Origin of the sequence: Martinezella rhizogenes (assembly GCF_000799715.1) — a bacterium.
GTDB classification, from domain to species: domain Bacteria; phylum Pseudomonadota; class Alphaproteobacteria; order Rhizobiales; family Rhizobiaceae; genus Rhizobium; species Rhizobium rhizogenes_C.
Genome location: NZ_JUHG01000011.1, coordinates 331934 through 356797, shown reverse-complemented (window position 1 = coordinate 356797; position 24864 = coordinate 331934). Strand labels below are relative to the sequence as shown.

The following is a 24864-nucleotide window of genomic DNA, read 5'->3' as shown; positions in this document are numbered from 1 at the left end:
TAAAAGCTTGACGCTGCCGGTCAAAAGGATTTCAACGGCGTCATGGCTTTGCATCTGATCAAATTATGTGTGGGCGCAGACTCGCTCGAGGATCTGCGCGAATGGGTTTCCGAACGGGCGATGAGCGCAATTGCCGCCGGCCTGGAGCCGCATACCACCCATACGACGCGGATGGTGCCGAAGCGGATGGAGGAACTTCTGGATGGCGGCTCGCTCTATTGGGTGATCAAGGGGCAGGTGCAGGCGCGGCAGAGGCTGCTGGGCATCGAAACCTTCACCGATGTCGATGGCATCCATCGCTGCCGGCTGATCCTCGATCCGAGCGTCGTTGAGACAGCCGGCCAGCCGCGCCGCGCGTTTCAGGGATGGCGTTATCTACCGCAGGAAGATGTGCCGCGTGACCTCGACAGTCTCGGAGGCGTTGCCGAATTGCCCGCGGATTTGAGACGCGAGCTTTCCGAATTGGGATTGCTGTAAAGCTGGCGCTCAGCGCAGCCGCAGTTGCACCGGTGCCTGGCCACTTGGCGCAGTGATGCGTAGCCGAATACTGGCTTCCGGCTGTGAATAACGCCAGGCGCGCGCGCCATGGCAGAGCAAGATACCAATCAGGTCTTTCGTCTTGCTGCGCGAACGCGAACGGTTAAGGCCGAGATCGGCCAGCCGCAATGCTGCTTCATGCAGCGGATGAAGGGCGAAGCCCTTCGGTTTCATCTTTCCCGCGCCATCGAGCGAGAAACCTGGAAAGTTCTCGTTCATCGCCATCTCATATCCCCGCAACACATTACAAACTCAGGGCCGGCCCGATACACATCCGGGTCCGGAAAGCCGGGTGTCGCCACGCGAAACCCGACAGTCTCTTGACAATGCGGCACGAAAACCGTGGCCACACTGCTATTCCAAGCTCGCCCAGCACTTCACGCCGGCTTTCTTGAGCGTCTTGCAGGCGTTGACCGCCGCATTCTGATCCCCAAAGCCGCCGAAGCGAGCGCGATATCCGCCGTCGTAGGCAACTGCATAGGGCTTGGCCGAGCGCAATGACTTGCCACCCTTGCTCTTGGCTCTGTCGAGCAGATCGTCGGCGCCGTCCTTGCTGGAGGAAACGCCAATCTGCACGACCCAGCCGGTTGGGCCCTTCTCAGCCTTGCTCGCCTTGGTAATCTTTTCAGGCTTTTCCGCCTTCTCGGCTTTTTCAACCTTCTGGGGCTTGATGACCTTCGTCTCGGACTTTGAGGTCGAGGCGGTCGTCAGCGTATCGACATCATCCTCGCCGCTCTCGTCTGTCGCCGTCGGGGCAATGGAGGCGACTTCGTCGGATGCGGCGCGCTGCTTCTGCTTGGTCGCAAGCAGCGGATTGCTCGATTTCGGCGCTACCGCGGCAAAAGCTGCGGCGCTAGAGGGCTGCTGATCGTCTTCGATCTCCGCGCTCTCTGCCTTGCTCGCCTTCACACTGCCGGCCGCCGCCATGCGGGCGCTCGCGGCCTGGAGATTCGGCGTTTCCGCCACGGTCTGGGCGACCACGTTAGAGGAAATATGCTTGGTCGACGCTACCGGCAGATAGGTAGCGATCAGCTTGCGCATCTGGTTGTCGCGGGCGGGCGTTGAAGCGCCACCGAGCACGACGCCGACAATCGAGCGGCCATCAACCTTTACGGAAGTCGCGAGATTGTAGCCGGCGGCGCGCGTATAACCGGTCTTGATGCCATCGACGCCACGGACCGAGCCGAGCAGATGGTTATGTCCCGGGATCACCCTGTTGCCGAGACGAAAACTTGTCGTGGAGAAGAGCCCGTAATATTGCGGAAAGTGCTCGCGCAGAGCGACGCCAAGACGGGCCTGATCGCGCGCCGTGGTCATCTGCGCGGTGTTCGGCAGGCCGTTCGGGTTGCGATAAGTCGTGCGCGTCATGCCGAGCATGCGGGCCTTGTCGTTCATCATGCGGGCGAAATTGTCTTCCGAGCCGCCGAGCATTTCCCCAAGCGCCATGGCCGCGTCGTTGGCCGACTTGGTAACGATGCCGAGGATCGCGTCGCGCACGGTGACCGAACGGCCAGTGCCGATACCAAGCTTCGTCGGCGCCTGCATGGCTGCATTCTTCGAAAAGACTACCGGCGTATCGAGTGTGATCCGACCAGATTCGAGCGCTTCGAAGGTCAGATACACCGTCATCATCTTGGTCAGCGACGCGGGATAGTGAAGCGTGTCGGCATTCTCACTGTAGAGGACATTGCCCGTATTCGCATCGATGACGATGCCCGCATATTTCGTACCGCCGGCTGCATACGACGCGTCAACGGTCATGGTTACCGTCGCCGTCGAAATCGCGAGACCAAACAGCATCTTCGCCAAAAACTTGCCGGACTGCGATGAGGATGCGGAAAAAATTGATCGGGACACTACTTCACTCTCTGCTTGCATTTACGGTCTCAATTATCCGGCCGCCGCCTCCATGAACGTCCGTTGGGTTCCAACGTAGGGGCTTAGCGTTACCAATCGGTTTATGATGAACAGTTGGTTTCAAATTTAGGCACCGTTTTAGCCGTCGCTTGCGGAAGTGCCGCTGGCGTTTGGTGCGTCGATGAGGTGGGATTTGACGAAGCCCTGAACGGCCGCATCCATCGCCTGCCAATCGCCAAGCTGATTGGCCGAAAAACGATAGAGGACGCTCAGATCCTTGCCGACCCTGACGTCCCTCTGGCAATCACCGCTGGTCGCAAGGTCAGGCGAGGCGGGCAGGATGCAGCGAACAACATAATCAGGCTCGCCGGCGCGGGGCGCGGTCAGAAGCACTTCGCCGCTATAGCCGGCATCGGCGCGGAGCGGATGCGCGGTCAGGCCGTGCGGGCCGGCAAAGGCCTGCCCCTCCATCAGATGCGAATAGATCGGCTCCAGCCGGCCCGACATGTCACGCGACATGGTGCTTTGGCTAAGCTGGAGGAAAATCAGCGAGGAGGACTGCGAGATATCGTCAAAACGCAGCCGGTCGGTATCGCTGTAGCCCTGCATCTGCGGCCAGGTCAGATAGAGATCGACGCGTTCGGCGATGCCGTTTGCCCGTTCGCTCGGAAAGCGGATCATATTGGCACCAAGGCGCAGCGTATCCTCACCGATCGTTACGGTGATTGGCTTGACGCTGTCGGTGTGGCCGGCAAGCGAAATCTTCTCGCCGAGCCAGCGGCCTCCAATGGTGATCGCGACGGTCAAGGCGGCGAGCACGGCAATGCCGGCCGTCAAACGGTAAACCAGACCGCTCGATATCAGCGGCTGCTCGTCGATCATGGAGGTGGACGAAAGAGGAGGGGCCATGCTCTTGCCTTCGGTTCCAACCCGCATCGGACATCATCGTCGGCGACGTATCCGCTGCGGCAAGAGACCCCTGATGAGTCCCGATATGGAATGATTGCCGCCTTCATGGTTAATGAGCAGTTAAGAATACGTCGGCCCGCATATTTAATGGCGGCCATGGTCTCTCGAAGCTTCGGGCGGATTTCCGGTTGGATGCAGTCCGAAACGAAAAGAGCCGCTCCCGGGACAGCGGGAACGGCTCCGAGGCGCCGGTCGGGACAGAAATCTGGGGACAGACCGGGCCTTTTACTCACGCCGCCAGCGCTAGGCCGCCGGCGGTCGCAAGGTTGGGGCGATTACTTCAAGCTGCCGACAGCGACGGCGCGGCCATCCTGAATCTTGACCCAACGAGCCGGATCGTCGGCGGACTGGCGCTTCAGGAAGGTGTATTCGGTCTCCGACCAGAGTTTCACCTTGTTGCGCATGTTGTCGAGAACGAAGTCGCCCCGGTCGGTGCGTACCGTCAGCACGGCATGGCCTTCGCCGTTCGGCTGCAGCACGACGGTCATCAGTAGATCAGAGGGGGAGAAGCCAGCTTCGATCAGGTCCTTGCGCTTCAGCAGCGCGAAATCCTCGCAGTCGCCCGCGGTGGTCGGGATCGCCCATTTTTCTTCGACGCCATAGAGATCCATGTCGGTCATCGGCTTGATGGTCGTGTTGACCGTGTAGTTGATGTTCAGGATCGTCTTCCAGCGATCTTCGGTGAGGATGGCGGGACCGGCATCGCCGCCAGCATAGGCGCATTCCGTCGGATTTTCCCGGCAGAACTGATAATGGCCGATTGGCGGCGCAGCATCGCCGGTAATCGTCATATTGGCAGGCGTCGCGTGGGCGAGGCCAAGACAGCCGAAGGTGAAGAGAGCTACTGCGGCATATCCGCGAAGAAGAAATTGAAAGCTCATGTCCATGTCCCTTTTTTATTGGGACCAGAATGACATGCAGGCTTTTACCTCACGCAAAATTATGCAGTTAAATTAAGCACTTAGTTTATTCAAACACGCGTCGAATTGTCATAAAATGAGAATAAAATTTGAATCAATTTTGAAGTAACTTCCATCGGAATTCGAAAATCTTCCCGCGTTTGCCGCTGTGGCTGGATTTCTCATATCCGCTTGTTTTTGAATGACTTTCTGTCTGCTTGCTAAAATTAGCCACGCGGCTTGTTTTGCCAATGGCGTTAATGAAGCAGGCCGACTCCCTGTCTCGGCACACAGTAGAGGCCGTCCGAATGCCGGGGATTTCCGTTTGTTGTGCCATTTTGAGACGGCACATCAGAAAATATTTTTGATTTTTTTACTGCCTTCAGGCGAGTGCGCGAAATGTGTCCGTTGCCTCGACAATGGCTGCCGCCATCTCCGACGCACCCGGTGAATGGGCCGCGTTGGGAACGATTACCAAACGCGCCGCGGGCCAAGCTCGCGACAGTTCCCATGCTGTGCCAAGAGGAGCCTCGAGATCAAGCCGGCCCTGGATCATCGTACAAGGGATGCCGGCAAGCCGATCGATATCCCGCAATATCTGTCCGTCTTCCAGCCAACCGCGATGATGGAAGTAGTGGGTGATGATGCGGGCTCTTGCGATGAGGAACCGTGGATCGGCCCAACGGTCGGACAGCGTTGCACGCGGATCGACCAGGATATTAGCCGATTCCCACTGGTGCCAGTCCATGGCGGCCTTGAGATGGATGGTCGGATCCGGATTTCGGAGCAATTGATAATAGGCTGCGACGAGATCGCCATCGCGCTGGCTCTCCGGAACACCTGCGCGAAATCGCTCCCATTCCTCGGGAAAGAAGCGAGCTAATCCTTTGTAAAGCCAATCGATCTCGGATTGCCGCGTCATGGTCACACCCGCGACGACAAGGGCTGCGACGCGCTCCGGGTGTGCCTGAGTATAAACCAAAGCCAGGGTACATCCCCAGGAGTTGCCGTAGACCAGCCAACGCTCGATGCCGAGAAAGAGCCTTAGCCGCTCGATATCGGCAACCAGGTGCCAAGTGGTATTGGCGGAAAGATCAATCTCCGGCTCCGATGCATGCGGCAGGCTGTTGCCGCAGCCACGCTGGTCGAACTGGATGATGCGATAATGTTGCGGATCGAAGAAGCGGCGGGCGCTTGCAGAGCTGCCCGATCCGGGACCACCGTGTAAAATGACGACCGGAATACCGTTCGGATTGCCCGATTGCATCCAATGAATGCTGTTGGCGTCGCCAACGTCGAGCATGCCCTGATCATAAGGGGTAATTTCCGGATAGAGCGTCTTCATCGGCGACCACGCGGGTAGAGGAGGGTAAAGCGCCTCTGTCTCTAGAACCAACGTGACGTCAGGATGACGGAATCAGAGGAATTCGCGCAAGGTCTCGCGGGATTGCAGCGAGAGAAACTCGATCGCGACGCCTTCCATGAAGTGGCGGACGACGCGGCCGCGCATATTGCCGAGACGCACGGGCATTCCGATCGGCGGACGGGCCTCGACATCGACGGCGGCACCCGAGAGCGACAGGTCCATGATGCGGCAGACATAGAGAGTGCCGTCTTCCAGGGTCAATTCGCTGTTTATGGAGCGCGGGGTCAAGCGGTCGTGACGGCGATCTTCCGGAAGACCAAGCTCATGCTTGTTGGCAAGCCAGGTAAGCTGGGCGGCGAGCTTCTCACGCTTCCGATCGGTCGCGTTGATCGACATGCTGAAGCCGCGACCGTCGACGGCGACTACATGGCCCTCGACCCGGCCAAGATGGTCGATATAGGCCACGACGCGCTCATTGGCGCGCGGACGGCCCAGGCAGGTGACATACATGTCACCCGGCGACATATCGGTGACCAGGCACTCATACTCTTCGTAACTGGCCAGCATCAGGCGGCCCTGCATGTTGATCGGAACCCGCTGAAAGGTTCGCTGATCATTGCGAGGCGCATTCCCTGCCATTTGGTTTGGCCGCATCGTCTGAGCTGGCTGGAATGAATGCATGAACGGGCTTCTTCAACCGACTATATTTATTACAATCATTAGCCGAAACTTCTTAAGGTAAGGTTGTCTTTGCCGAGTGATGACTGAGAAAAACCGCATGAATTTGTGCCGTGACGGGTCAACCGATACGAGAATCGCGTATGCCGGTTTTCAGTTGCAGCATCCGGCGCATCAATTCACCAAATCGAGCGGCATCTCGCGGGACGGCCAAGTCGGCGGGTTGCGGATGCGACGGCAGCTCGACCGGTCGGGCAGGGCGATCGTGAAGCAGGCGGCTGCGGTCGAGCGCCAGGAACTCCAGACGCTCGCTGCCGAGCCATGCCGTATGTGCAACTGGCGTCAGACAGCCGAGCAAGCGGTCGCAGACATTACTCGACGAACGCATTGGCATCAGCACCATTTCGAAGGCCATATGCCGGCCGCTGATGCTGTAGCCGGTGGCATTGATCAAGGCGGGAACCACATGCGTCATCACGCCCGTGGCAATGCGCACCGGGTCGTCGATCTGGCTACCCGCCCAAAGTGCCGCAAAACTCTCACCACGAATTTCGCGCCCCATGAGACTGCAAATCGCTGTCCCGGCCAGCCGGAACCGCGGAGCCTCATGCGGCATGAGCTCCAGAATGAACAGCTCCGGCAAGATGTGGCGGACCGCCGAAGGCTGTATCAAATTGCGCAAGGGGGCATCCGCGCTACCGCGCAGCTGTTCCCAATAGGTAAATATCTCGATGCTCGTCTTCTGGCGCATGACGCGTCGGTGTCCCATTTCAGTTCAAATACCGGGGCGCTCATCGCCCTTGCACCTTGCCATGCTTATTTCATGCCAACGCCGGGCCATTAAGGTTAAGAGAGGATCTCGTTTGCCTGCCGCGACCAAGCCGTCCACGTCAGTTGGATGGCTTTTTTTTTGACAATCGCTGCTGTATGTCTCGAGTCCCTTTTGAGGACCTCAGAGCAAGACATGGATAATGCAGAGCAGCCGCGCCCACAGCCAGAAGATCCGCGGCCGCCGGAGCGCGTTCCGGTTTTCAATCTGCCCCCCGTCATCCTCGCAAGCCTGGCGCTATTGGCTGTCGTCTTCGCTGTTCAGAACCTGCCCTGGTGGTCGGACGATACGCTGAACTGGCTCTATTTCACCTTCAGCTTCATTCCCGCCCGCTATGCCTTTCCGCTATCGCAGCAGGGGCTGGAGTGGCTATGGACGCCAGTCACCTATTCGCTCCTGCATGGCGGTATCGAGCATATCGTTTTCAACGGGCTGTGGCTGATGGTCTTCGCAGCACCCGTCGCGCGCCGGATTGGCGTCGTGCGCTATGTGATGTTCTGGATTTTTTCGGCCGCCGCCTCTGCATTCCTGCACGCCGCGATCTATTGGGGAGACCAGACCCTGTTGATCGGCGCATCCGGTGTCGTTTCAGGGTTGATGGGAGCGGCCTGCCGTTTTGCCTTTCCCGCCATGGACGGCCGCCGTATCGGCATACGGCAAGCCCATCTCAACCCGCGGCTGTCGATCCTCGCCTCGCTGCGCAGCCGGACAGTCGTCGTCTATATCGTGATGTGGATCGCCGGCAATGCACTGGTCGCCTTCGGCATCACGCTCGTCGGCGACAGTTCGCAACCGGTTGCCTGGGACGCGCATATCGGCGGCTTCCTCTTCGGATTCCTGCTGTTTTCACTATTCGACCGGCAGCCTCGCGTCGAAGTCGAAAATCCTGCCGCATCAACGGAATGAAGCTGTTGCTTTCTTGACCCCACAGGCGCAACATTCATGGCTATTCGGCGCACGTGGGAGGATACCAACGCGGCCGATGACGGGAGCAGCGGTCCGAAACCTTGGGGTGGTTTCGGAACAAATCCGAGGCTCGCATGTTCACTGTGCTTTCGAAATGGGAGAATCGAATGTCAGTTTCCGTAAAAGCCATACTTGATACCAAGGGCCGCGATGTCGTTACCACCGGGGGTAATACGACCGTTGCCGAAGCTGCCAAAATGCTCAATGAGAATCGCATCGGCGCCGTCGTCGTTGTCGGCATGGCAGGCAAGATTTCCGGCATATTCACCGAGCGCGATGTGGTCAACGCAGTGGCGAAGCACGGTCGCGACTGTCTCGATCAGCCGATTGCCTCGCTGATGACGGCGAAGGTGCATCGCTGCAAGGAAGAGACCACCACCGATGAATTGATGGAAGTGATGACCCTGCGCCGTTTCCGCCATGTCCCGGTCGAAGACAAAGGCAAGCTCTCCGGCATCATCTCGATCGGCGACGTTGTCAAATGGCGCATCCGCGAAATCGAGCTCGAAGCCGAGCAGATCAAGGCTTATATTGCCGGGTGAGGAGCGGTTCAGCGAAGCCGAGCCAATCGATCCATGAGTCAATCAGCGACGAACGCCCTGAGCCTAAGCGAAGGGTCGGGTGGGCCTGCATATGCAAATCTCATTCCGCCCTTTGCGAACGAGAACGGCTCCGAATTCGGTCTCTTCAGAGTTTGACCTTTATTGACGCCCTACCGCGCATAGGCTTCCTGCATGCGCCGGATTTCGGTAAGTCTCGCCAATGTCTCCTCATAGCCGCGTTCGATTGCTTCGCCTGCGCGATGGAATTCCGAGAGACCGATATCGCTGAGGCGCGGGTGCAGAGACAGATCCGGCGGATCGCCGGCAAGGCGTGCGCGCGAGATCCGATCCTGGATGATGTTGAAAGCCTGCACCATCACGCCGGTCATGCCAAGCTTGGTGTAGGGTGCCTCGTCGCGGCGTTGCTGGTCGCTGGTCGGCGGGCCGGCATTGTGCTTGACGACGGCTGAGCGACCATAAAGATCGTAGTTCAGGTTGACGGCGACCACGAGCGGCTGTTCGTAGGCGCGGCAGACGGAAACGGGCACGGGATTGACCAGAGCGCCGTCGACCAGCGTTCGGCTATTGGTGCGAACCGGTTCGAAAATGCCGGGCAGGGCATAGGATGCCCTAAGCGCGGTGATCAACGAGCCGTTAGCGATCCAGACCTCGTGGCCAGTGTTCAATTCCGAGGCGACGGCGACGAATGTGCGGTCGAGATCTTCGATCGACAGGCCTTCAAGGTGTTCCTGCATGCGCTTGGTGAGCCGCATGCCGCCGAACAGGCCACTGCCGCCGATGGTGAGATCGAGCAGGCTGGCGATCCGTCGCATGGTCAAAGACCGGGAAAAAGCCTCCAGCTCATCAAGCTTGCCAGCGAGATAGCAGCCGCCGACCAGAGCCCCGATGGAGGTGCCGGCGACCATGCCGACCTCGATACCCGCCTCATCCAGGGCACGCAGCACGCCGATATGAGCCCAGCCGCGAGCAGCGCCGCCACCGAGCGCCAGCGCAATCTTCACTTTCTTCGGAGGAGCAGGAGCAATGGGAGGGGCGAGGATGTCGCGCGAGGTCGTCGGATCTGAACCAGCCGAAGTCTGTCCGGCGCCCTGACGATTCAACCCCCAATTCAGCATGACACATCTTCCTCCGAGGCCTTTATGTGCCCCTTGCTAAAATACTGTCCCTTTTTGGTTTCCAAATCGTGTATTTGGTTATCGCCCGATCGATACGCGGAGACTCGTTGCCCGATCTATTTCTGGTAGATTTCGCTGGGGTCGAAATGCCGGTGATCGTCGACCACGTTCAGTACCGGCTTTCCATCCTCCAGCTCGACCGTGCGGTAGAAGCAGGAACGGCGGCCAGTATGGCATGTTGCATCGTGCCCTGCGACTACAACTTTCAGCCAGATGGCATCCTGGTCGCAATCGGTGCGTATCTCCTTCACCGTTTGCAGGTTTCCGGAGGTTTCGCCCTTCTTCCAGAGCTTGCCGCGCGAACGGCTGTAGTAGTGCGCCGTCCCGGTCTTGATGGTCAGCGCCAGAGCCTCGGCATTCATATGCGCGACCATCAGCAATTCGCCGTCATGGGCATCGGTCACGATTGCGGTGATCAGGCCGCGATCGTCGAAACGAGGCGTGAAATCACCCGCATCCTCTAGCTCGGACTTGTCCGCGGAAGGGGCGTTGAATACCAAATTCATCTCAGGCTCTTTCCCTGGAGCCCTGTCAGCGGCTCCGGACCATCGTCATAAAGCGGACTTGCTCGGCCGGATCGGCCTTGAAAGCACCGGTGAAAGTCGTCGTCAGCGTCGAAGACCCTTGCTGCTGCACACCGCGCATCGCCATGCACATATGTTCGGCCTCGATCATCACGGCGACACCGCGCGGACGCAGGGAGTCATCGATGGCATTGGCGATCTGGGCGGTCATGGCTTCCTGCGTCTGCAGGCGGCGGCCGAAGATTTCGACGACGCGGCCGATCTTCGACAGGCCAAGCACGCGACCATTCGGCAGATAACCCACATGCGCCTTACCGATGATCGGCACCATATGGTGTTCGCAATGCGAGTAGAACGGAATATCGCGCACGAGGACAATGTCATCGTAGCCGGAAACCTCTTCGAAGGTGCGGCCAAGCACGTCCTCGGGGTTCATGTCGTAGCCGGCGAAAAGCTCACGATAGGACTTGGCGACGCGCGCCGGCGTATCGAGCAGGCCTTCGCGCTGCGGATCATCACCTGCCCAGCGAAGCAGAACGCGAACGGCGTCTTCTGCTTCCTTCTGCGACGGACGATCCAATACGCGATCGGATTCAATGGCTTGCGGAAAGTTCTTTACAATGGCGTCCATTACCTGTGGTCTCCTGATCCGCACCGCGGATCTTGTTTTGTCGGACTCGCCACTGGTATTCCCCATGACATGGGAAAATGTGCACCTTTGGCGGGCTCCGGGGCGTTCTGGCTGGCGGACAAGCCTGCCGTCCTGCACGGTTTCCCATCAAACTTACAGAAGACCATTGCAATTTTGTGGTCTTCGAACGACATACATATAGTATGGCATTGTCCCTGTGAAAGTGTCCGGATGGGACACAGTGTGTTTTTTGTTTTGAAACGCAAAACGGGTGCATCGGAGCGAAATCGATGATGGACGAGATTTATAACGGCAAGATCCTTGAATTCGCCGGCAATATCGAACGCATTGGCAGCCTTTCAGACGCCGATGCAAGCGCTCAGGCCCATTCCAGACTGTGCGGCTCCCGCGTCAAGATCTGGCTGAAAATGGACGACGATGTCGTTACCGATTTTGCGCACGACGTCAAGGCCTGCGCGCTCGGACAGGCATCATCTTCGATCATGGCCCGCCATGTCGTGGGCGCGACCGCCACAGAACTGCGCAAAGCGCGCGAAGATATGCTTGCAATGCTGAAGGCGGACGGCGAGGGGCCATCGGGCCGTTTCGAGGACATGCGCTATCTGAAGCCGGTCAAGGATTATAAGGCGCGCCATGCATCGACGATGCTGACATTCGATGCCGTGGTGGATGCGATCGGGCAGATCGAGGCGGCGCGGGCCGAGGCTGTTGAGGCTGTATCGTGAGTATCTCTGTGCGGAGAGCACATACCCCCCTCTGTCACTCCGTGACATCTCCCCCACAAGGGGGGAGATTGTTGGGAGTATGCGGTTCATCCCCGAACATACCATCAAATATCGCGAGGTAGCAGTGCATGTGCTATCTCTGCTCTGTACAAGAGGACGAGGATGAGGGTGGAGTAGCGGTAAGCTCCAAACCGATCTCCCCCCTTGTGGGGGAGATGTCACAAAGTGACAGAGGGGGGTATGCTACACGACGGATAGGTCGTAATTGGCATGGCCCCTTCCGCAAGACGCCCGACCGGCTGCTCGGCATGGGCCTTATCCGCCTCTATCAACTGACCCTCTCCGGCTTCATCGGCAATTCTTGCCGCCATATTCCCACCTGCTCGGAGTATGGCTACGAATCGATCGCCCGGCACGGCCTGTGGCCCGGCGGCTGGATGACGTTGTTCCGGGTGGCACGATGCGGACCTGGCGGCACCAGTGGGCTGGACCCCGTGCCGGAGGCTCTGGAAAACCGCTATCATTGGTGGACACCCTGGCGGTATTTCATCATCGGCCGAAAAGCAGCTTAAACGGCATGACGACGTATGTCGCACTGCTTCATAGCATCATTCTCACCGCCGGCCGCCGCGTGGTCATGAGCGATCTGCGGGCGATGGCGGAGGCCCTCGGCTTTACCAACGTCAAAACGCTGGTCGCCACCGGCAATCTACTCTTCGACGGCAATGAGCAGCCGATCGCGGAGATTGAGAGCCGGCTAGAAGCTGGTTTCGTCAGGACTTTCAGCAAGCACGTCGACATCATTGCGCGCGACGCTGCGACATGGATGAAGCTTGTCGCCGGCAATCCGTTCGCAGACGGCGAGGGCAGCGAGGTGGCCGTCCGTGTCATGCGCAAACCGCTCGATCCGTCGGTGATCGAAATACTCGAAAAGCGCAGAAGCGACCCGGAGCGACTGGCCGTTGTCGATGGCGATCTCTGGATCGATTTTGGCGGCAAGGCGAGTGAAACGCGCCTGCTGTCGTCCCTCACCACCAAGCGCCTCGGCGTCGGCACATTGCGTAACTGGAATACGGTGCGCGGAGTGGCCCGGATGATCAGCTCGTAAGCCTCTTTTCCTTTACTAAACGGCGAAATATCGCTATCAGGCGACCGCGTTCAACAACATTGATTGACCGCATCTGTTGAAACCACCCGCATTCGTTGGCGGGACTGGACAAGGAGAATTTCGATGTCCCAATCCGTTTCCCTGACATTTCCCGATGGTTCCGTGCGCAGCTACGATGCTGGCGCAACTGGCCGGGATGTCGCTGAATCCATTTCCAAGTCGCTTGCCAAGAAGGCTGTCGCTATTGCGATCGACGGCACCGTGCGCGACCTTTCCGAGCCGGTGACCGACGGCAAGATCGAGATCATCACCCGCAATGACGGTCGCGCGCTGGAGCTGATCCGGCATGACGCGGCGCATGTCATGGCGGAAGCCGTACAGGAGATCTGGCCAGGTACGCAGGTGACCATCGGCCCTGTGATCGAAAACGGCTTCTATTACGACTTCGCCAAGAACGAGCCCTTCACGCCCGACGACCTGCCGGTCATCGAGAAGAAGATGCGCGAGATCATCCTGCGCAATGCGCCTTTCACCAGACAGATCTGGTCGCGCGAAAAGGCCAAGCAGGTCTTTGCCGACAAGGGTGAGCGCTACAAGGTGGAACTCGTAGACGCCATTCCTGAAGGCCAGGACCTGAAGATCTATTATCAGGGCGATTGGTTCGATCTCTGCCGTGGGCCGCATATGGCCTCCACGGGCCAGATCGGCACGGCCTTTAAGCTGATGAAGGTGGCCGGCGCCTATTGGCGTGGCGACAGCAACAATCCGATGCTGACCCGCATCTACGGCACGGCCTTTGCCGAGCAGGCCGATCTCGACAACTACCTGCACATTCTCGCCGAGGCCGAGAAGCGCGACCATCGTCGTCTCGGCCGCGAAATGGACCTGTTCCATTTCCAGGAAGAAGGTCCGGGCGTAGTCTTCTGGCATGGCAAGGGCTGGCGTATTTTCCAGACGCTGGTCTCCTACATGCGCCGTCGGCTGGAAGGCGACTACCAGGAAGTCAACGCGCCGCAGGTGCTCGACAAGTCGCTCTGGGAAACCTCCGGTCACTGGGGCTGGTATCGCGACAACATGTTCAAGGTGACAGTCGCCGGCGACGACACCGACGACGATCGCGTCTTCGCTCTGAAGCCAATGAACTGCCCTGGCCACATCCAGATCTTCAAGCATGGCTTGAAGTCCTACCGCGAACTGCCGATTCGTCTTGCGGAATTTGGCAACGTGCATCGCTATGAACCTTCGGGCGCGCTGCACGGGCTCATGCGCGTGCGCGGCTTCACGCAGGACGACGCGCATATCTTTTGCACCGACGAGCAGATGGCGGCCGAATGCCTGAAGATCAACGACCTAATCCTGTCGGTCTACGAGGACTTCGGCTTCCAGGAGATCGTCGTCAAGCTTTCGACCCGTCCCGAAAAGCGCGTCGGTGACGATGCACTCTGGGATCGTGCCGAAAGCGTGATGATGGAGGTCCTGAAAACCATCGAGGAACAGTCCGGTGGCCGCATTAAGACCGGCATCCTGCCGGGCGAAGGTGCGTTCTATGGGCCGAAGTTCGAATATACGCTGAAGGACGCCATCGGCCGTGAATGGCAGTGCGGCACGACGCAGGTCGATTTCAACCTGCCGGAACGCTTCGGCGCCTTCTATATCGACCAGCATTCCGAAAAGACGCAGCCGGTGATGATCCATCGCGCCATCTGCGGCTCGATGGAGCGCTTCCTCGGTATCCTGATCGAGAACTTCGCCGGCCATATGCCGCTCTGGGTATCGCCGCTGCAGGTCGTGGTCGCGACCATTACCTCTGAAGCCGATGCTTACGGCGAAGAGGTTGCCGAAGCGCTGCGTGATGCCGGGCTCACCGTCGAGACCGATTTCCGCAATGAGAAGATCAACTACAAGATCCGCGAGCATTCGGTGACGAAGGTTCCGGTGATCATCGTCTGCGGCAAGAAAGAGGCCGAGGAGCGCTCGGTCAATATCCGCCGCCTCGGTAGCCAGGCGCAGACGGCGATGTCACTGGACGAGGCGATCGCGTCGCTCTCGCTCGAGGCCACTCCGCCGGATATTCTGCGCAAGCGCGAAGCCAAGCGGGCCAAGGTTGCGAAACTCGCTTGATACAATAAATATCGTCTGACGGCGCCTTCAGCGCGCCGTCAGATAACTGACATAGATTTGTAATATATGCGCCTGGATGCACAAGGAGCGGGGCAGCCCGTCGTGGATTTGGATTTCAAAGAATTATCCTACGCCAATGAACGGGATACGCGCATCAAGCGCTGGTTCATCCGCTCCATCGAAGGCCTTTCCGGCCGCGATCGCTTTGCCCGGCTCTACGATATCTGGCGCAGCGATATCGTCGGCAAAAGTGAGCGCGTCTTCGGCAAGATGCTCGATCTCATCGATGTGCGCCTCGTGACCAAGGGCGAATGGCCGCCGCGTGATATTCCCGATGCGCCGATCGTCATCGTCGCCAACCATCCCTTCGGTATCGGCGACGGCATCGCCGTCCTGGCGCTTGCCGAAGAGCTCGGCCGTCCCTTCAAGGTGCTGATCAACAACGAGCTGCTGAAAGTGCCTGAGATGAACGACTATTCGCTGCCGGTTTCCTTCGAGGAAACCAAGGAGGCGATGGCGATCAACATGAAGACGCGCCACGAGGCCGTTCGCCTGCTCAAGGAAGGCACGACGATCATCGTCTTTCCGGCCGGCGGCGTCGCGACCGCCAAGAAGGGCTTTGGCCGCGCCGAGGACCTGCCGTGGAAGATCTTTCCGGCAAAGCTCATTCAGGCGGCCCGCGCCAGCGTCATTCCCATTTATTTCGAGGGACAGAACGGCCGGCTGTTTCATCTCGCCAGCCGCGTATCGATGACGCTGCGCATCTCGCTATTGATCCGCGAGTTCCGCCGCCTTTCCGGCAGCACGATCACCGCCCATGTCGGCAAGTTGATGACATGGGAAGCGATGAGCGAGGGCAGCGACCGCAAGGATCTGTTGTCGAAACTCTATGGCGCGGTGTTTTCCATGGCGCCGCCGAAGCGGGCGCTGCGAAAAAAAGCCGGCTGAGACAAAAGGCTGCTTCCTCGTCAATCCATGCTATCGCCGCCATCATCGCCGGCGGACGGTGCCAATTGCTCGTAGGTCGGCAAGGGACGCTGTTGGCTTGAAACGCCTGGTAGGCCCGGCGCCTGGTTCTGCTGTGCCTGTGGCAATTGCACCGGAAGCTGCTGCGCGGGCTGCTGATCGTCGGCGTCCTGCGGCTGCTGTTCCTTCATCAGCACTTCGACATCCGTATTCCTGCCGGCGACGACAGTGAAGTCGCGCTGATAGATCTTGTCCTTGTTGCGAGCGACTGCGGTATACTGGCCTTCGGCAAGCACCATCATTGGGAAAGCGCTGAGGCTTTCGCCGACGATATCGCCAGCGGAGGTCAGGATCGACCAGGCCGTATCGGCGATAGCCTCGCCACCGGCGTCCGAAACCAGCTTGAAGGTGATTTTCGCCGCTCTGTGCTGGATCGTCGCTTCGGTCACTTTGCCGGCCTCGACCTGAATATCAGCACGGATGACTGCGTTGACGGCGCCATATTCGGAGACGATGTGGTAGGTGCCGGCGCTGAGGCCCACCAGTGTCTTGGGCTTGACGTCGGACATGACAAGGCCGCGCTCCCCGTCTTCCTTGGCATCGCCGGCATAGATCGAAAAGCTCAACTCATCCGGCGGGATGCGCACGTCAGAACCGGAAACGGCGTTCAGCACCATGCCGCCTGCGTCCAGCACCATGGTCTGCTTCTGCGATACTCCGCTATCGGGCACGGTAAGTTTCTTGGTGACGCCGGCCCGACCGAAGGAGACATTGACGAAATAATCGCCAGGCAGCAGATGGAAAGAGGCCGAACCACCCTTGGAGCTCGCCACCAACGGCAGCTTGCCGTCAATGCCGGCTATCGGGCTGAAGACATACCAGGACAAGCCCTGCTGCTGCGGGCCGCTGTCGGGTGCAAGCTTGGCTTCCAGCGAAACGTCGCGCAAAGTCCGGGCGGGCGAATTCTCACCGTCCGGCGCCACGAAGGCGTTGAGCTTCGGCATCTTCATGCTGCCGTCGAGTTGCTTGAACTCCTGAAAGGCATTCTGCGCCGAGGCAGCCGTGCTCGGGCTTGCGAGCATGACGAAAGCCACGCTCAATCGGCGAGCGGATGAAATGCCTGACATGAGTTCCCAACCGATTGACTTCCTGTAAAACACAGGCCACTTCAAGACCAATGCGGTGGCAAATTCAAGACCCACTTCCTCCCGCGCATGAAAATGAAAGCAATCATTCCATGAAAACCGATATCAAGCTGGTCGATTATCTGGCGGTTCGCCGATCCATTCCCGCATTTCAGATGGCGGAACCAGGCCCGGACAAGGCCGAAATCGAAGAGATCCTGCGGCTTGCCTCCCGTGTGCCGGATCACGGCAAGCTCGCTCCGTGGCGCTTCATCGTCTATCGCGGCGAGAAACGGGTGCGGATCGGCGAAGAATTGTTGAAGCTCGCGCTGGAAGCCAAGCCGGATCTGTCCGGGGAGATGATTCAGGTCGAGCGCACGCGTTTCACCCGCGCGCCGGTCGTTATCGCGGTCGTCAGCAAGGCAGGCCCGCATTTCAAGATCCCGGAATGGGAACAGTTGATGTCAGCGGGCGCGCTTTGCCTCAATCTGCTGATCTCGGCCAATGCACATGGCTGGGTGTCTAACTGGCTGACCGAATGGTTCGCCTATGACGAGCGTGCCTATCCGCTCCTTGGTGTCCAGCCGGGTGAAAAGGTCGCCGGCTTCATCCATATCGGTTCCTCCAACTTCCCGCCCGTCGAACGCCCGCGTCCGGAGCTGACGGAAACCGTGACCTGGGTCGGCGGCGAGGACGCGTAATGTTCTATACGACCGACACCAATCAGCATGGCCTGTCCCATGATCCTTTCAAGGCAATCGTTACACCACGGCCGATCGGCTGGATCGGCAGCAAGGGCAGGGATGGCTCTATCAACCTGTCACCCTATTCCTTCTTCAACGCCGTCAGCGATCGGCCGAAACTGGTGATGTTTTCCTCGACCGGGCGCAAGGATAGCGCGCGCAATGTCGAGGAAACCGGTGTCTTCACCGCCAATCTCGTCAGTCGCAACCTGGTCGAAAAGATGAACCATTCATCCATTTCCGTGCCCTACGGCACGAATGAGTTCGCGCTTGCGGGCCTGACGGCTGAGCCCGGCCGATTGGTGGATGCGCCCTATGTCGGCGAAGCCTTCGCCGTCCTCGAGTGCCGGGTGACGGAGATCATGCAGCCCAGGGACCTCGATGGAAAGCCGACGGACAACGTCATGGTTTTTGGCCAGGTCGTCGGCATCCATATCGATGAAGCGATCATTCGCGACGGCCGGCTCGATATGGCGCTCGCCCGGCCCGTCGCGCGCATGGGCTATATGGACTACAGCGAAGGCAGCGATGTCTTCGAATTGGTGCGACCGAAGACGCCATGATGCCGGTTCGCGCATTAGTGGTTAATAAATAAGGTAAACGAGCCGTAAACCTTTCGCCACTAACGTGTCCCCATGGGTTTGCGGGGCGAGAATCGTTCCGCCGATATCGGGGCGTTACGTGATCATAGAAGCATTTCTTCGCTGGGCCGAGACCGCCAAGGCAGAGGGCAGGGCAAGGGCGGCCAACGCCCTCGGCCGTGCCTATCTGCAATCGGCGATGCCGCCAGGAGAGCGTGAGGCCGCCGAAATGGCGATGACCTATCTGCTTGATGATCCATCGCCCCGCGTGCGCCTGTCGCTCGCTGAAGCCCTGGCGCGTGCGCCGAATGCACCGCGCAGCATCATCCTTTCACTGGCGGAGGATCAGCCGGAAATTGCGGGGCAGGTTATTCTCTTGTCGCCGGTGTTCACCGATGGCGACCTCGTCGACCTTGCGCTGCGCGGCAGTGACGTGACCCGTGTTCTGATCGCCTCGCGCGGGCAGGTGCCACGGCCGGTTTCCGCGGCACTGGTCGAGATCGGCGGGGAGAATGAAATCCTTTGCCTCCTGGAAAACGACGCTGCTTCATTGTCGCGTGCCTCCTTGAAACGCATTGCCGAGCGGCTTGGTGATCACGCCGAAATTCGTAGCCTGCTTCTCGCCCGTGACGGTTTGCCTTCCGATGTCCGCCACCTGCTGATGCGGCATGTTTGCGACGCGTTGGCCGGCTCGAGCCTTATCCAGGCCACGATCGGCGCGGGCCGGATGCAGCATATTATCCGCGAGGCGAGCGAGACGGCGACGGTCTCCATCGCCGGATCGGTTCAACATGACGATATTCCGGATCTGGCAGAACATCTGCGACAGTCCGGCTGGCTGACACCAGCGTTCCTGATGCACGCGCTTTGCTCCGGCAAAGTCGATTTCTTCGCGGGCGCGATCACAAACCTCTCCGGCTGCGGCGAGCGGCGGGTTCGTTCGATCCTGTCGACCGGTCGTGTCTATGCTGTTCGCGCGCTTTATGAATCTGCCGGCCTGCCGCGTGATATCAGCGTCGTCTTCGTCGAGGCGACCCTGATCTGGCGCGAGGCATCACGTACATCAGGTGGCACCATGCTGGACAACGTCTCGACCCGGCTTATGCGCAAATTCCGCGTCGCCGAGCGGTCACCCGGTGCCGCGATACAGTTGCTGGACATGGTGGAGAAGCTCGCCAATACCGAACGGCGGCAGACGGCGCGGAGCTTCGCGGCGCTGGCGGCACTCGCTGCGGCGTGATATTGATCGACTACCAAAGCTTTCAGGATATATTTCTTGCTGACCATTGCCGTTGAATCACCGCGCCAGGACGGTGTCATCCGTCTTCTCGACATGTCGAGTGCCTATGCCGAATCGCTCTATCCCGCTGAGAGCAACCACCTGCTCGATCTGAGCTCATTGGAAAAACCCGAAGTAACCTTCTGGGTTGCGCGGTTGGATGGCGATATCGTCGGCTGCTGCTCGCTAGTCGAGGCCGGCGATGGCACGGCCGAGATCAAGCGCATGTTCGTTGATCCGATTGCCCGGGGACGCAAGGTCGCCCTGATGTTGATGGACGTGCTCGAAGAGGCGGCGGCGGAAAAGAGGCTGACGGCGGTGAGGCTGGAAACCGGCATATACCAGCCGGAAGCCATCGCGCTCTATCGCAAGCTGGGCTATGTCGAGATCGAGCCGTTCGGCGACTACAAGCCCGATCCGCTCAGCCTGTTCATGGAAAAGACGCTGTCCTGATAGCAGGGATCTGATCAGCCGTCGGAGCCATCCCGGATGCGCAACTGCAGTTCCGGCTCCTGGGCATGCTGCTCCTCGGTCAGTTCGGCCTCGCGAATCCATTCGCGCCAGATGGCGACGATGATGGCCATCAGCACCGGGCCGATGAACAGGCCGAGAAAGCCCATGGTCTTGACGCCGCCGACGAGCCCGAAAAAGGTCGGCAGAAAAGGCAGTTTGATCGGCCCGCCGACGAGCTTCGGCCGCAATGTTTTGTCGACGATGAAAAGTTCGACCGTGCCCCAGACAAACAGCCCCACACCTGCCCATAGCGAACCGCTGGCAACCAGATAAATGGAGACAAGCGACATGGAGAGCGGCGCGCCGCCAGGCACCAGCGCCATGACACCCGTGAGAACGCCGAGCGTGACGGCCGAGGGCGCTCCCGCGATCCAATAGGCAACACCGAGCACGATGCCCTCACCGAGGGCGATCAGCGTCATGCCCATAACCGTGGAACTGATCGTTGCCGGCACCACGCGGGAGATGCGCTCCCAGCGGTTCGGCAGGATGCGTTCACCCAAAAGATCGACCTGGCGCACGAACATCGAGCCGTCGCGGTATATGAAAAACAGGGCGATCAACATGAACAGCAAGGTCAGAATGACATGAAAGGCGCCGCCGCCGGCGGCAAGCACCGCGCGGTAGATATTGCCAATATGCGCGCCGCTGATGAGTTGCGCCAATTCGCCGATGGAACCGGGGCTTCCAATATACTGCGTCCACTGATCGCCAAGCCAGGCCCCAACCATTGGTAGCGCCAGAATCCACTGCGGCGGCGGAGCGCCGTCGCGATTGACATGCACGGCCCAGCCAAACCATTCGCGCACCTCGCCAGCCATATAGACGGCGGAAAGCACGATCGGCAGCACCAGGAATGTGACGATAAAGGCAATGGCGATGGCGGCGGCGAGCGTCGTGTTGCCGCCGGTCCGGCGCAGGAGGTCGCTATAGAGCGGCCAGGTGGCAAAACCGATCACGGCGGCAGCCAGCACCGGGATCAGAAAACCGTAGAAGAAATAGATGCCAGCCGCGGCAATCAGGATTAATAGCCAGCGTGCCGCCGAAATGGACGGAATAAGGGCCATGCGTGAAGGTGCGGTAGGCCCCAGCCACCGTGGTTCCTTCTGCTTTTGACGTTCGAATACACCCACCGGACTTGTTTTACCTTTTTTATTCGATCAACCGGTTATGAGCTATGATCTAGGCCGATTCAAGGGCCACCATCCGAAAGCCTATATAATCCGTTGTCGTGACGGCACGACGACTACCAATGCGGGCAAGAGGCCACCGCTCAGGAGGGCCGGCGGATGACCCTGAAGGCAAAGAACTGGGTCTTCTGCGTCGGATTGAAATTGTTGTCGGCAACGAAGATCAGCACATCCGTGCCATCCTTCGCCTTGCCGAAGGTGACACCCTCGATATTATCAGGTGCAAGGCCAAGCGCACGCAAATCCATCACCTGGGTCTTGCGCACCGGCACGACACGCTGATCGGTCTTTGCGAGCGACGGGATAGCGGAAACATCGGTCGCACCGGCGAGATCGAAGATGTTGATGACCACCGAATTGCCGATATCCTGCGCGTAACCGCGCTCGACGGAAAGCCCATGACGGTCGTCCAGCGCCAGGATTTCCGACATGCCGAAATCGTTCCAGCCGCCGGGCTTGGCAGGCGCCTGAGGGATCGGTGAGATCGGATAGACATATTCCGCTTTCTGTACGCCAGTGGCCGCATCGTAACGGATGATGCGAGCAAGCGCACCATTGGTCAGTGTTGTCATCGGCCCGTCCTGATAAAGCGCGGATTCCGCGCCGACGAGGAGGTCGCCACCGGCGAGAAACGTCAGGCCCTCGAAGGCGAGGTTGTCGCGAATGCCAGTGGTTTTGTCCGATGTCGGCGCAAAGCCTTCCGGCAAGGCCAATTCGCGCACGAAGCTGCCATCGCGATTGGCGACGCGCACGAATGGCGGCAACAGCGCCTTGCCGTCGCCTTCGCTGCTCCAATAGATGCCGTCCTTGCCGATGCGGATCGACTCGGAATCAACCGTGCGGAACGCGAAAGGCTGGCCGTTCTTGTCCTTCAGCGTCACATGATCGAGCACCGTCACGCCCTTGAGGCCGTCAGCGCTGACATCGATGTCGAGATCGTAGAAGCGAGCCGGTGCCCTTTCGGAGCGGTCATCGCTGATCGAAATATAATGACCGGTCGAAGGGTCGAATTCGATGCCCGAGAGACCACCGACCTCGACGCCGTTTTCCCTGAAGCCCGTCGGAATGTCGTATTCGCCGAGATAGGAGAGGCTGATGCCAGCCTTGCAGTCGCCGAAGGGGCAGGGCACATCGATCGTCGTACCGATATCGGTGGCCCGAGCTGCCGTGCTGAGGAAAAGGGCAAGAGCGGCGGTCGTCAGGAAGGGCTTCATCATGGCGATATCGTTACATCCGGATCATGAGCTGGCGGGTTCGCGCCGCATCTATGCATCCGCCCATGACGCTTTCGTTACGGATCGCGCTCCATCCCCTAAAAATATCAGGAAATCGATTTTGCCACAGCCGCCGAAGTGCGGCTGTCAGATATCCAGATTTTCCGCAAATGCCGCACGCTCCTGAATGAAGCGGAAGCGGGCCTCGGGCTTGGTGCCCATGAGGTTGTCGACGGCGTCACGCGTGCCTTCGAAGTCCACTTCGTCGATCACGACACGCAACAGCGTGCGCTTGGACGGATCCATCGTCGTTTCTTTAAGCTGGGCAGGAAGCATTTCGCCCAAGCCTTTGAATCGGCTGATTTCGACCTTGCCCTTACCCTTGAAATCGCTCTCCATCAGCTCCAGCCTATGGGCGTCGTCGCGGGCATAGATAGATTTCGATCCCTGCGTGATCTTGTAGAGCGGCGGCACGGCCAGGAAGAGGTGCCCGCCACGGATCAACTCGGTCATTTCCTGATAGAAGAAGGTGATCAGCAGCGAGGCGATATGAGCGCCGTCGACGTCGGCATCGGTCATGACGACGATGCGCTGATAGCGGAGGTCTTCCTCGCGATATTTCGAGCGCGTGCCGCAACCGAGCGCCTGGACCAGATCGGAAATCTGCTGGTTGGCGGACAGTTTTTCGCGGCCGGCGCTGGCGACGTTGAGGATCTTGCCGCGCAGCGGCAGGATCGCCTGGTTCATGCGGTTGCGTGCCTGTTTGGCGGAGCCACCAGCCGAATCACCTTCGACGAGAAAGAGTTCGGCGCCTTCGGCGGTGTTCTGAGAACAATCGGCGAGCTTGCCCGGTAGGCGCAGCTTGCGCACAGCCGACTTGCGATTGACTTCCTTTTCCTTGCGGCGACGCAGACGCTCCTCGGAGCGTTCGATCACCCATTCCAGCAGCTTTTCGGCTTCGGTCGGATTGTCGGTGAGATAGTGATCGAAAGGATCGCGCAACGCGTTTTCAACGATACGCTGTGCCTCGACGGTCGCAAGCCTGTCCTTGGTTTGACCGACGAATTCCGGCTCACGGATGAAGATGGAGAGCATGCCGACGCCGGAAATCATCACGTCGTCGGTGCTAATGCCGGCGGCACGCTTGTTCTGTGTCAACTCGGCGTAGTTTTTCAACCCCTTGGTCAGCGCGATACGCAGGCCGGCCTCATGCGTGCCGCCTTCGGGAGTGGGAATGGTGTTGCAATAGGAATGGACCTGCGGGTCGCCGCCATACCAGGTGATCGCCCATTCCAGCGAACCGTGGCCGGTTCCCTTCTCCGACTTGCCGGAGAATATTTCGCGGGTGACGGTGAACTCATTGCCCATCGTCGCCTTGAGATAATCCTTCAGGCCGCCGGGGAAATGGAAGACGGCCTTTTCGGGAACATCCGAGCCTGCCGGCGCCAATTCCGGATCGCAGCTCCAGCGGATCTCTACACCGCCGAAGAGATAGGCCTTGGAGCGGGCCATGCGGAAGACGCGGGCCGGTTCGAACTTGGCATGATCGCCGAAAATCTGCGGATCGGGATGGAAACGGACGCGGGTGCCGCGGCGGTTATGGACGTCGCCGAGTTCCTCAAGTCCACCCTGCGGCACGCCGCGCGAAAAGCGCTGGCGATAGAGCTTGCGGTTACGCGCCACCTCGACTTCGAGATCGTCGGAGAGCGCGTTGACAACGGAGACGCCAACGCCATGCAGACCGCCAGAGGTCTCGTAGGCCTTGCCGTCGAATTTACCGCCGGCATGCAGCTTGGTCATGATGACCTCAAGCGTCGACTTGCCCGGCACCTGCGGATGATTTTCGACTGGAATGCCGCGGCCGTTATCGGTGACGGTCAAGTAGCCACGCTGGTCAAGATGCACTTCGATGAAATCGGCATGGCCGGCGACGGCCTCGTCCATGGAGTTGTCGATGACCTCGGCGAAGAGGTGATGCAACGCCTTCTCGTCCGTGCCGCCGATATACATGCCGGGACGCATGCGCACCGGCTCGAGGCCTTCGAGAACGCGGATCGAACTCGCACCGTATTCCTCGACGGACGAGGTTGTCGGAACTGCGCGCGGGGCAGGGGCAGGAGCGGCCACAGGGCTTTCAACCTTTGCGGCCGGCTTTTCCGCCGTTTCCGGCTTCGGCGAAACGGGCAGTCCGGAGAAGAGATCGTTGCTGTTATCCATGGAGCTGTTCAGATTTATCCTTGAAGGGGTCACACCCCAGAATCATCACATTTGCCGTCATTGCCGCG

26 protein-coding genes are annotated in these 24864 nt (G+C 59.4%); 12 read left to right on the top strand and 14 right to left on the bottom strand.

Features of this window, described 5'->3' with window-relative positions:
• Positions 1 to 42: 42 nt before the first annotated feature.
• The gene (locus EX00_RS05680; RefSeq protein WP_047454980.1) at positions 43 to 477 is read left to right on the top strand and encodes a DUF1489 family protein; all 435 of its coding nucleotides are present in this window, start codon (positions 43 to 45) and stop codon (positions 475 to 477) included.
• A 9-nt stretch (positions 478 to 486) separates the two neighbouring features.
• On the opposite strand, the gene EX00_RS05675 is transcribed toward EX00_RS05680, so the two are convergent.
• From EX00_RS05675 to EX00_RS05645, 7 genes are all read right to left on the bottom strand, one after another.
• Positions 487 to 762, bottom strand: a complete 276-nt coding sequence (locus tag EX00_RS05675) for a hypothetical protein (protein ID WP_047454978.1) — start codon at positions 760 to 762, stop codon at positions 487 to 489.
• A 129-nt stretch (positions 763 to 891) separates the two neighbouring features.
• Positions 892 to 2415: a D-alanyl-D-alanine carboxypeptidase gene (locus EX00_RS05670; protein WP_080761207.1), complete on the bottom strand. Its 1524-nt coding sequence runs from the start codon at positions 2413 to 2415 to the stop codon at positions 892 to 894.
• Positions 2416 to 2532: 117 nt separating this feature from the next.
• Positions 2533 to 3303 carry a hypothetical protein gene (locus tag EX00_RS05665; protein WP_234708980.1) on the bottom strand — a complete coding sequence of 257 codons (771 nt, stop codon included), beginning with the start codon at positions 3301 to 3303 and terminating at the stop codon, positions 2533 to 2535.
• Positions 3304 to 3638: 335 nt separating this feature from the next.
• Positions 3639 to 4244, bottom strand: coding sequence for a transglutaminase-like cysteine peptidase (locus tag EX00_RS05660; RefSeq protein WP_047454973.1), 606 nt, complete (start codon positions 4242 to 4244; stop codon positions 3639 to 3641).
• Between the two features lie 400 nt (positions 4245 to 4644).
• Complete coding sequence (gene pip, locus EX00_RS05655; protein WP_047454971.1) at positions 4645 to 5607, bottom strand: prolyl aminopeptidase; 963 nt, start codon at positions 5605 to 5607, stop codon at positions 4645 to 4647.
• Positions 5608 to 5679: 72 nt separating this feature from the next.
• Positions 5680 to 6309 (bottom strand): PilZ domain-containing protein, encoded by a 630-nt coding sequence (locus EX00_RS05650; RefSeq protein ID WP_047454969.1) that lies wholly within the window; start codon positions 6307 to 6309, stop codon positions 5680 to 5682.
• 118 nt (positions 6310 to 6427) lie between these two features.
• Positions 6428 to 7057: a PAS domain-containing protein gene (locus EX00_RS05645; protein WP_047454967.1), complete on the bottom strand. Its 630-nt coding sequence runs from the start codon at positions 7055 to 7057 to the stop codon at positions 6428 to 6430.
• A gap of 213 nt (positions 7058 to 7270) precedes the next feature.
• Between EX00_RS05645 and EX00_RS05640 the strand changes: the two genes are divergently transcribed.
• Together EX00_RS05640 and EX00_RS05635 are read left to right on the top strand one after the other, a co-directional pair.
• Positions 7271 to 8041 carry a rhomboid family intramembrane serine protease gene (locus tag EX00_RS05640; protein WP_047454965.1) on the top strand — a complete coding sequence of 257 codons (771 nt, stop codon included), beginning with the start codon at positions 7271 to 7273 and terminating at the stop codon, positions 8039 to 8041.
• 167 nt (positions 8042 to 8208) lie between these two features.
• A complete protein-coding gene (locus tag EX00_RS05635) occupies positions 8209 to 8643 on the top strand; it encodes a CBS domain-containing protein (RefSeq protein WP_047454964.1) in 435 nt (144 codons plus the stop codon).
• A gap of 170 nt (positions 8644 to 8813) precedes the next feature.
• Here EX00_RS05635 and EX00_RS05630 read toward each other — a convergent pair whose 3' ends face one another.
• From EX00_RS05630 to folE, 3 genes are all read right to left on the bottom strand, one after another.
• On the bottom strand, positions 8814 to 9779 hold the full coding sequence (locus EX00_RS05630) for a patatin-like phospholipase family protein (RefSeq protein ID WP_047454961.1): 966 nt from the start codon (positions 9777 to 9779) through the stop codon (positions 8814 to 8816).
• A 116-nt stretch (positions 9780 to 9895) separates the two neighbouring features.
• On the bottom strand, positions 9896 to 10345 hold the full coding sequence (gene hisI, locus EX00_RS05625) for a phosphoribosyl-AMP cyclohydrolase (RefSeq protein ID WP_047454960.1): 450 nt from the start codon (positions 10343 to 10345) through the stop codon (positions 9896 to 9898).
• Between the two features lie 25 nt (positions 10346 to 10370).
• Positions 10371 to 10994, bottom strand: a complete 624-nt coding sequence (gene folE, locus EX00_RS05620) for a GTP cyclohydrolase I FolE (RefSeq protein ID WP_047454957.1) — start codon at positions 10992 to 10994, stop codon at positions 10371 to 10373.
• A gap of 293 nt (positions 10995 to 11287) precedes the next feature.
• Between folE and EX00_RS05615 the strand changes: the two genes are divergently transcribed.
• The 5 genes from EX00_RS05615 (at position 11288) to EX00_RS05595 (ending at position 15917) form a co-directional block, all read left to right on the top strand.
• Positions 11288 to 11740: an iron-sulfur cluster assembly scaffold protein gene (locus EX00_RS05615; RefSeq protein ID WP_047454955.1), complete on the top strand. Its 453-nt coding sequence runs from the start codon at positions 11288 to 11290 to the stop codon at positions 11738 to 11740.
• 128 nt (positions 11741 to 11868) lie between these two features.
• On the top strand, positions 11869 to 12312 hold the full coding sequence (gene yidD, locus EX00_RS05610; protein ID WP_047454953.1) for a membrane protein insertion efficiency factor YidD: 444 nt from the start codon (positions 11869 to 11871) through the stop codon (positions 12310 to 12312).
• 5 nt (positions 12313 to 12317) lie between these two features.
• Positions 12318 to 12848 (top strand): DUF1697 domain-containing protein, encoded by a 531-nt coding sequence (locus EX00_RS05605; protein ID WP_047454950.1) that lies wholly within the window; start codon positions 12318 to 12320, stop codon positions 12846 to 12848.
• Positions 12849 to 12971: 123 nt separating this feature from the next.
• Positions 12972 to 14969 (top strand): threonine--tRNA ligase, encoded by a 1998-nt coding sequence (gene thrS / locus EX00_RS05600; RefSeq protein ID WP_047454948.1) that lies wholly within the window; start codon positions 12972 to 12974, stop codon positions 14967 to 14969.
• Between the two features lie 108 nt (positions 14970 to 15077).
• A complete protein-coding gene (locus EX00_RS05595) occupies positions 15078 to 15917 on the top strand; it encodes a lysophospholipid acyltransferase family protein (protein WP_047457476.1) in 840 nt (279 codons plus the stop codon).
• A gap of 20 nt (positions 15918 to 15937) precedes the next feature.
• Here the strand turns inward: EX00_RS05595 and EX00_RS05590 are convergent, their stop codons facing one another.
• A complete protein-coding gene (locus EX00_RS05590; protein ID WP_047454946.1) occupies positions 15938 to 17062 on the bottom strand; it encodes a hypothetical protein in 1125 nt (374 codons plus the stop codon).
• 110 nt (positions 17063 to 17172) lie between these two features.
• On the opposite strand from EX00_RS05590, the gene EX00_RS05585 reads away from it, so the two are divergent.
• The 4 genes from EX00_RS05585 to EX00_RS05570 all read left to right on the top strand — a co-directional run bounded on the left by EX00_RS05585 (position 17173) and on the right by EX00_RS05570 (position 20115).
• The gene (locus EX00_RS05585) at positions 17173 to 17760 is read left to right on the top strand and encodes a nitroreductase family protein (RefSeq protein ID WP_047454945.1); all 588 of its coding nucleotides are present in this window, start codon (positions 17173 to 17175) and stop codon (positions 17758 to 17760) included.
• Positions 17760 to 18365 (top strand): flavin reductase family protein, encoded by a 606-nt coding sequence (locus EX00_RS05580; protein WP_047454943.1) that lies wholly within the window; start codon positions 17760 to 17762, stop codon positions 18363 to 18365. Before EX00_RS05585 ends, EX00_RS05580 begins: the two co-directional genes overlap by 1 nt.
• A gap of 103 nt (positions 18366 to 18468) precedes the next feature.
• Positions 18469 to 19623 (top strand): DUF2336 domain-containing protein, encoded by a 1155-nt coding sequence (locus EX00_RS05575; protein ID WP_047457475.1) that lies wholly within the window; start codon positions 18469 to 18471, stop codon positions 19621 to 19623.
• A 93-nt stretch (positions 19624 to 19716) separates the two neighbouring features.
• The gene (locus EX00_RS05570; RefSeq protein WP_202903703.1) at positions 19717 to 20115 is read left to right on the top strand and encodes a GNAT family N-acetyltransferase; all 399 of its coding nucleotides are present in this window, start codon (positions 19717 to 19719) and stop codon (positions 20113 to 20115) included.
• A gap of 14 nt (positions 20116 to 20129) precedes the next feature.
• On the opposite strand, the gene EX00_RS05565 is transcribed toward EX00_RS05570, so the two are convergent.
• The 3 genes from EX00_RS05565 to parE form a co-directional block, all read right to left on the bottom strand.
• Positions 20130 to 21308 carry an AI-2E family transporter gene (locus EX00_RS05565; protein WP_047454939.1) on the bottom strand — a complete coding sequence of 393 codons (1179 nt, stop codon included), beginning with the start codon at positions 21306 to 21308 and terminating at the stop codon, positions 20130 to 20132.
• 140 nt (positions 21309 to 21448) lie between these two features.
• Positions 21449 to 22582 carry an esterase-like activity of phytase family protein gene (locus EX00_RS05560; protein ID WP_047454937.1) on the bottom strand — a complete coding sequence of 378 codons (1134 nt, stop codon included), beginning with the start codon at positions 22580 to 22582 and terminating at the stop codon, positions 21449 to 21451.
• A gap of 144 nt (positions 22583 to 22726) precedes the next feature.
• On the bottom strand, positions 22727 to 24796 hold the full coding sequence (gene parE / locus EX00_RS05555) for a DNA topoisomerase IV subunit B (RefSeq protein ID WP_047454935.1): 2070 nt from the start codon (positions 24794 to 24796) through the stop codon (positions 22727 to 22729).
• Positions 24797 to 24864 lie beyond the last annotated feature (68 nt).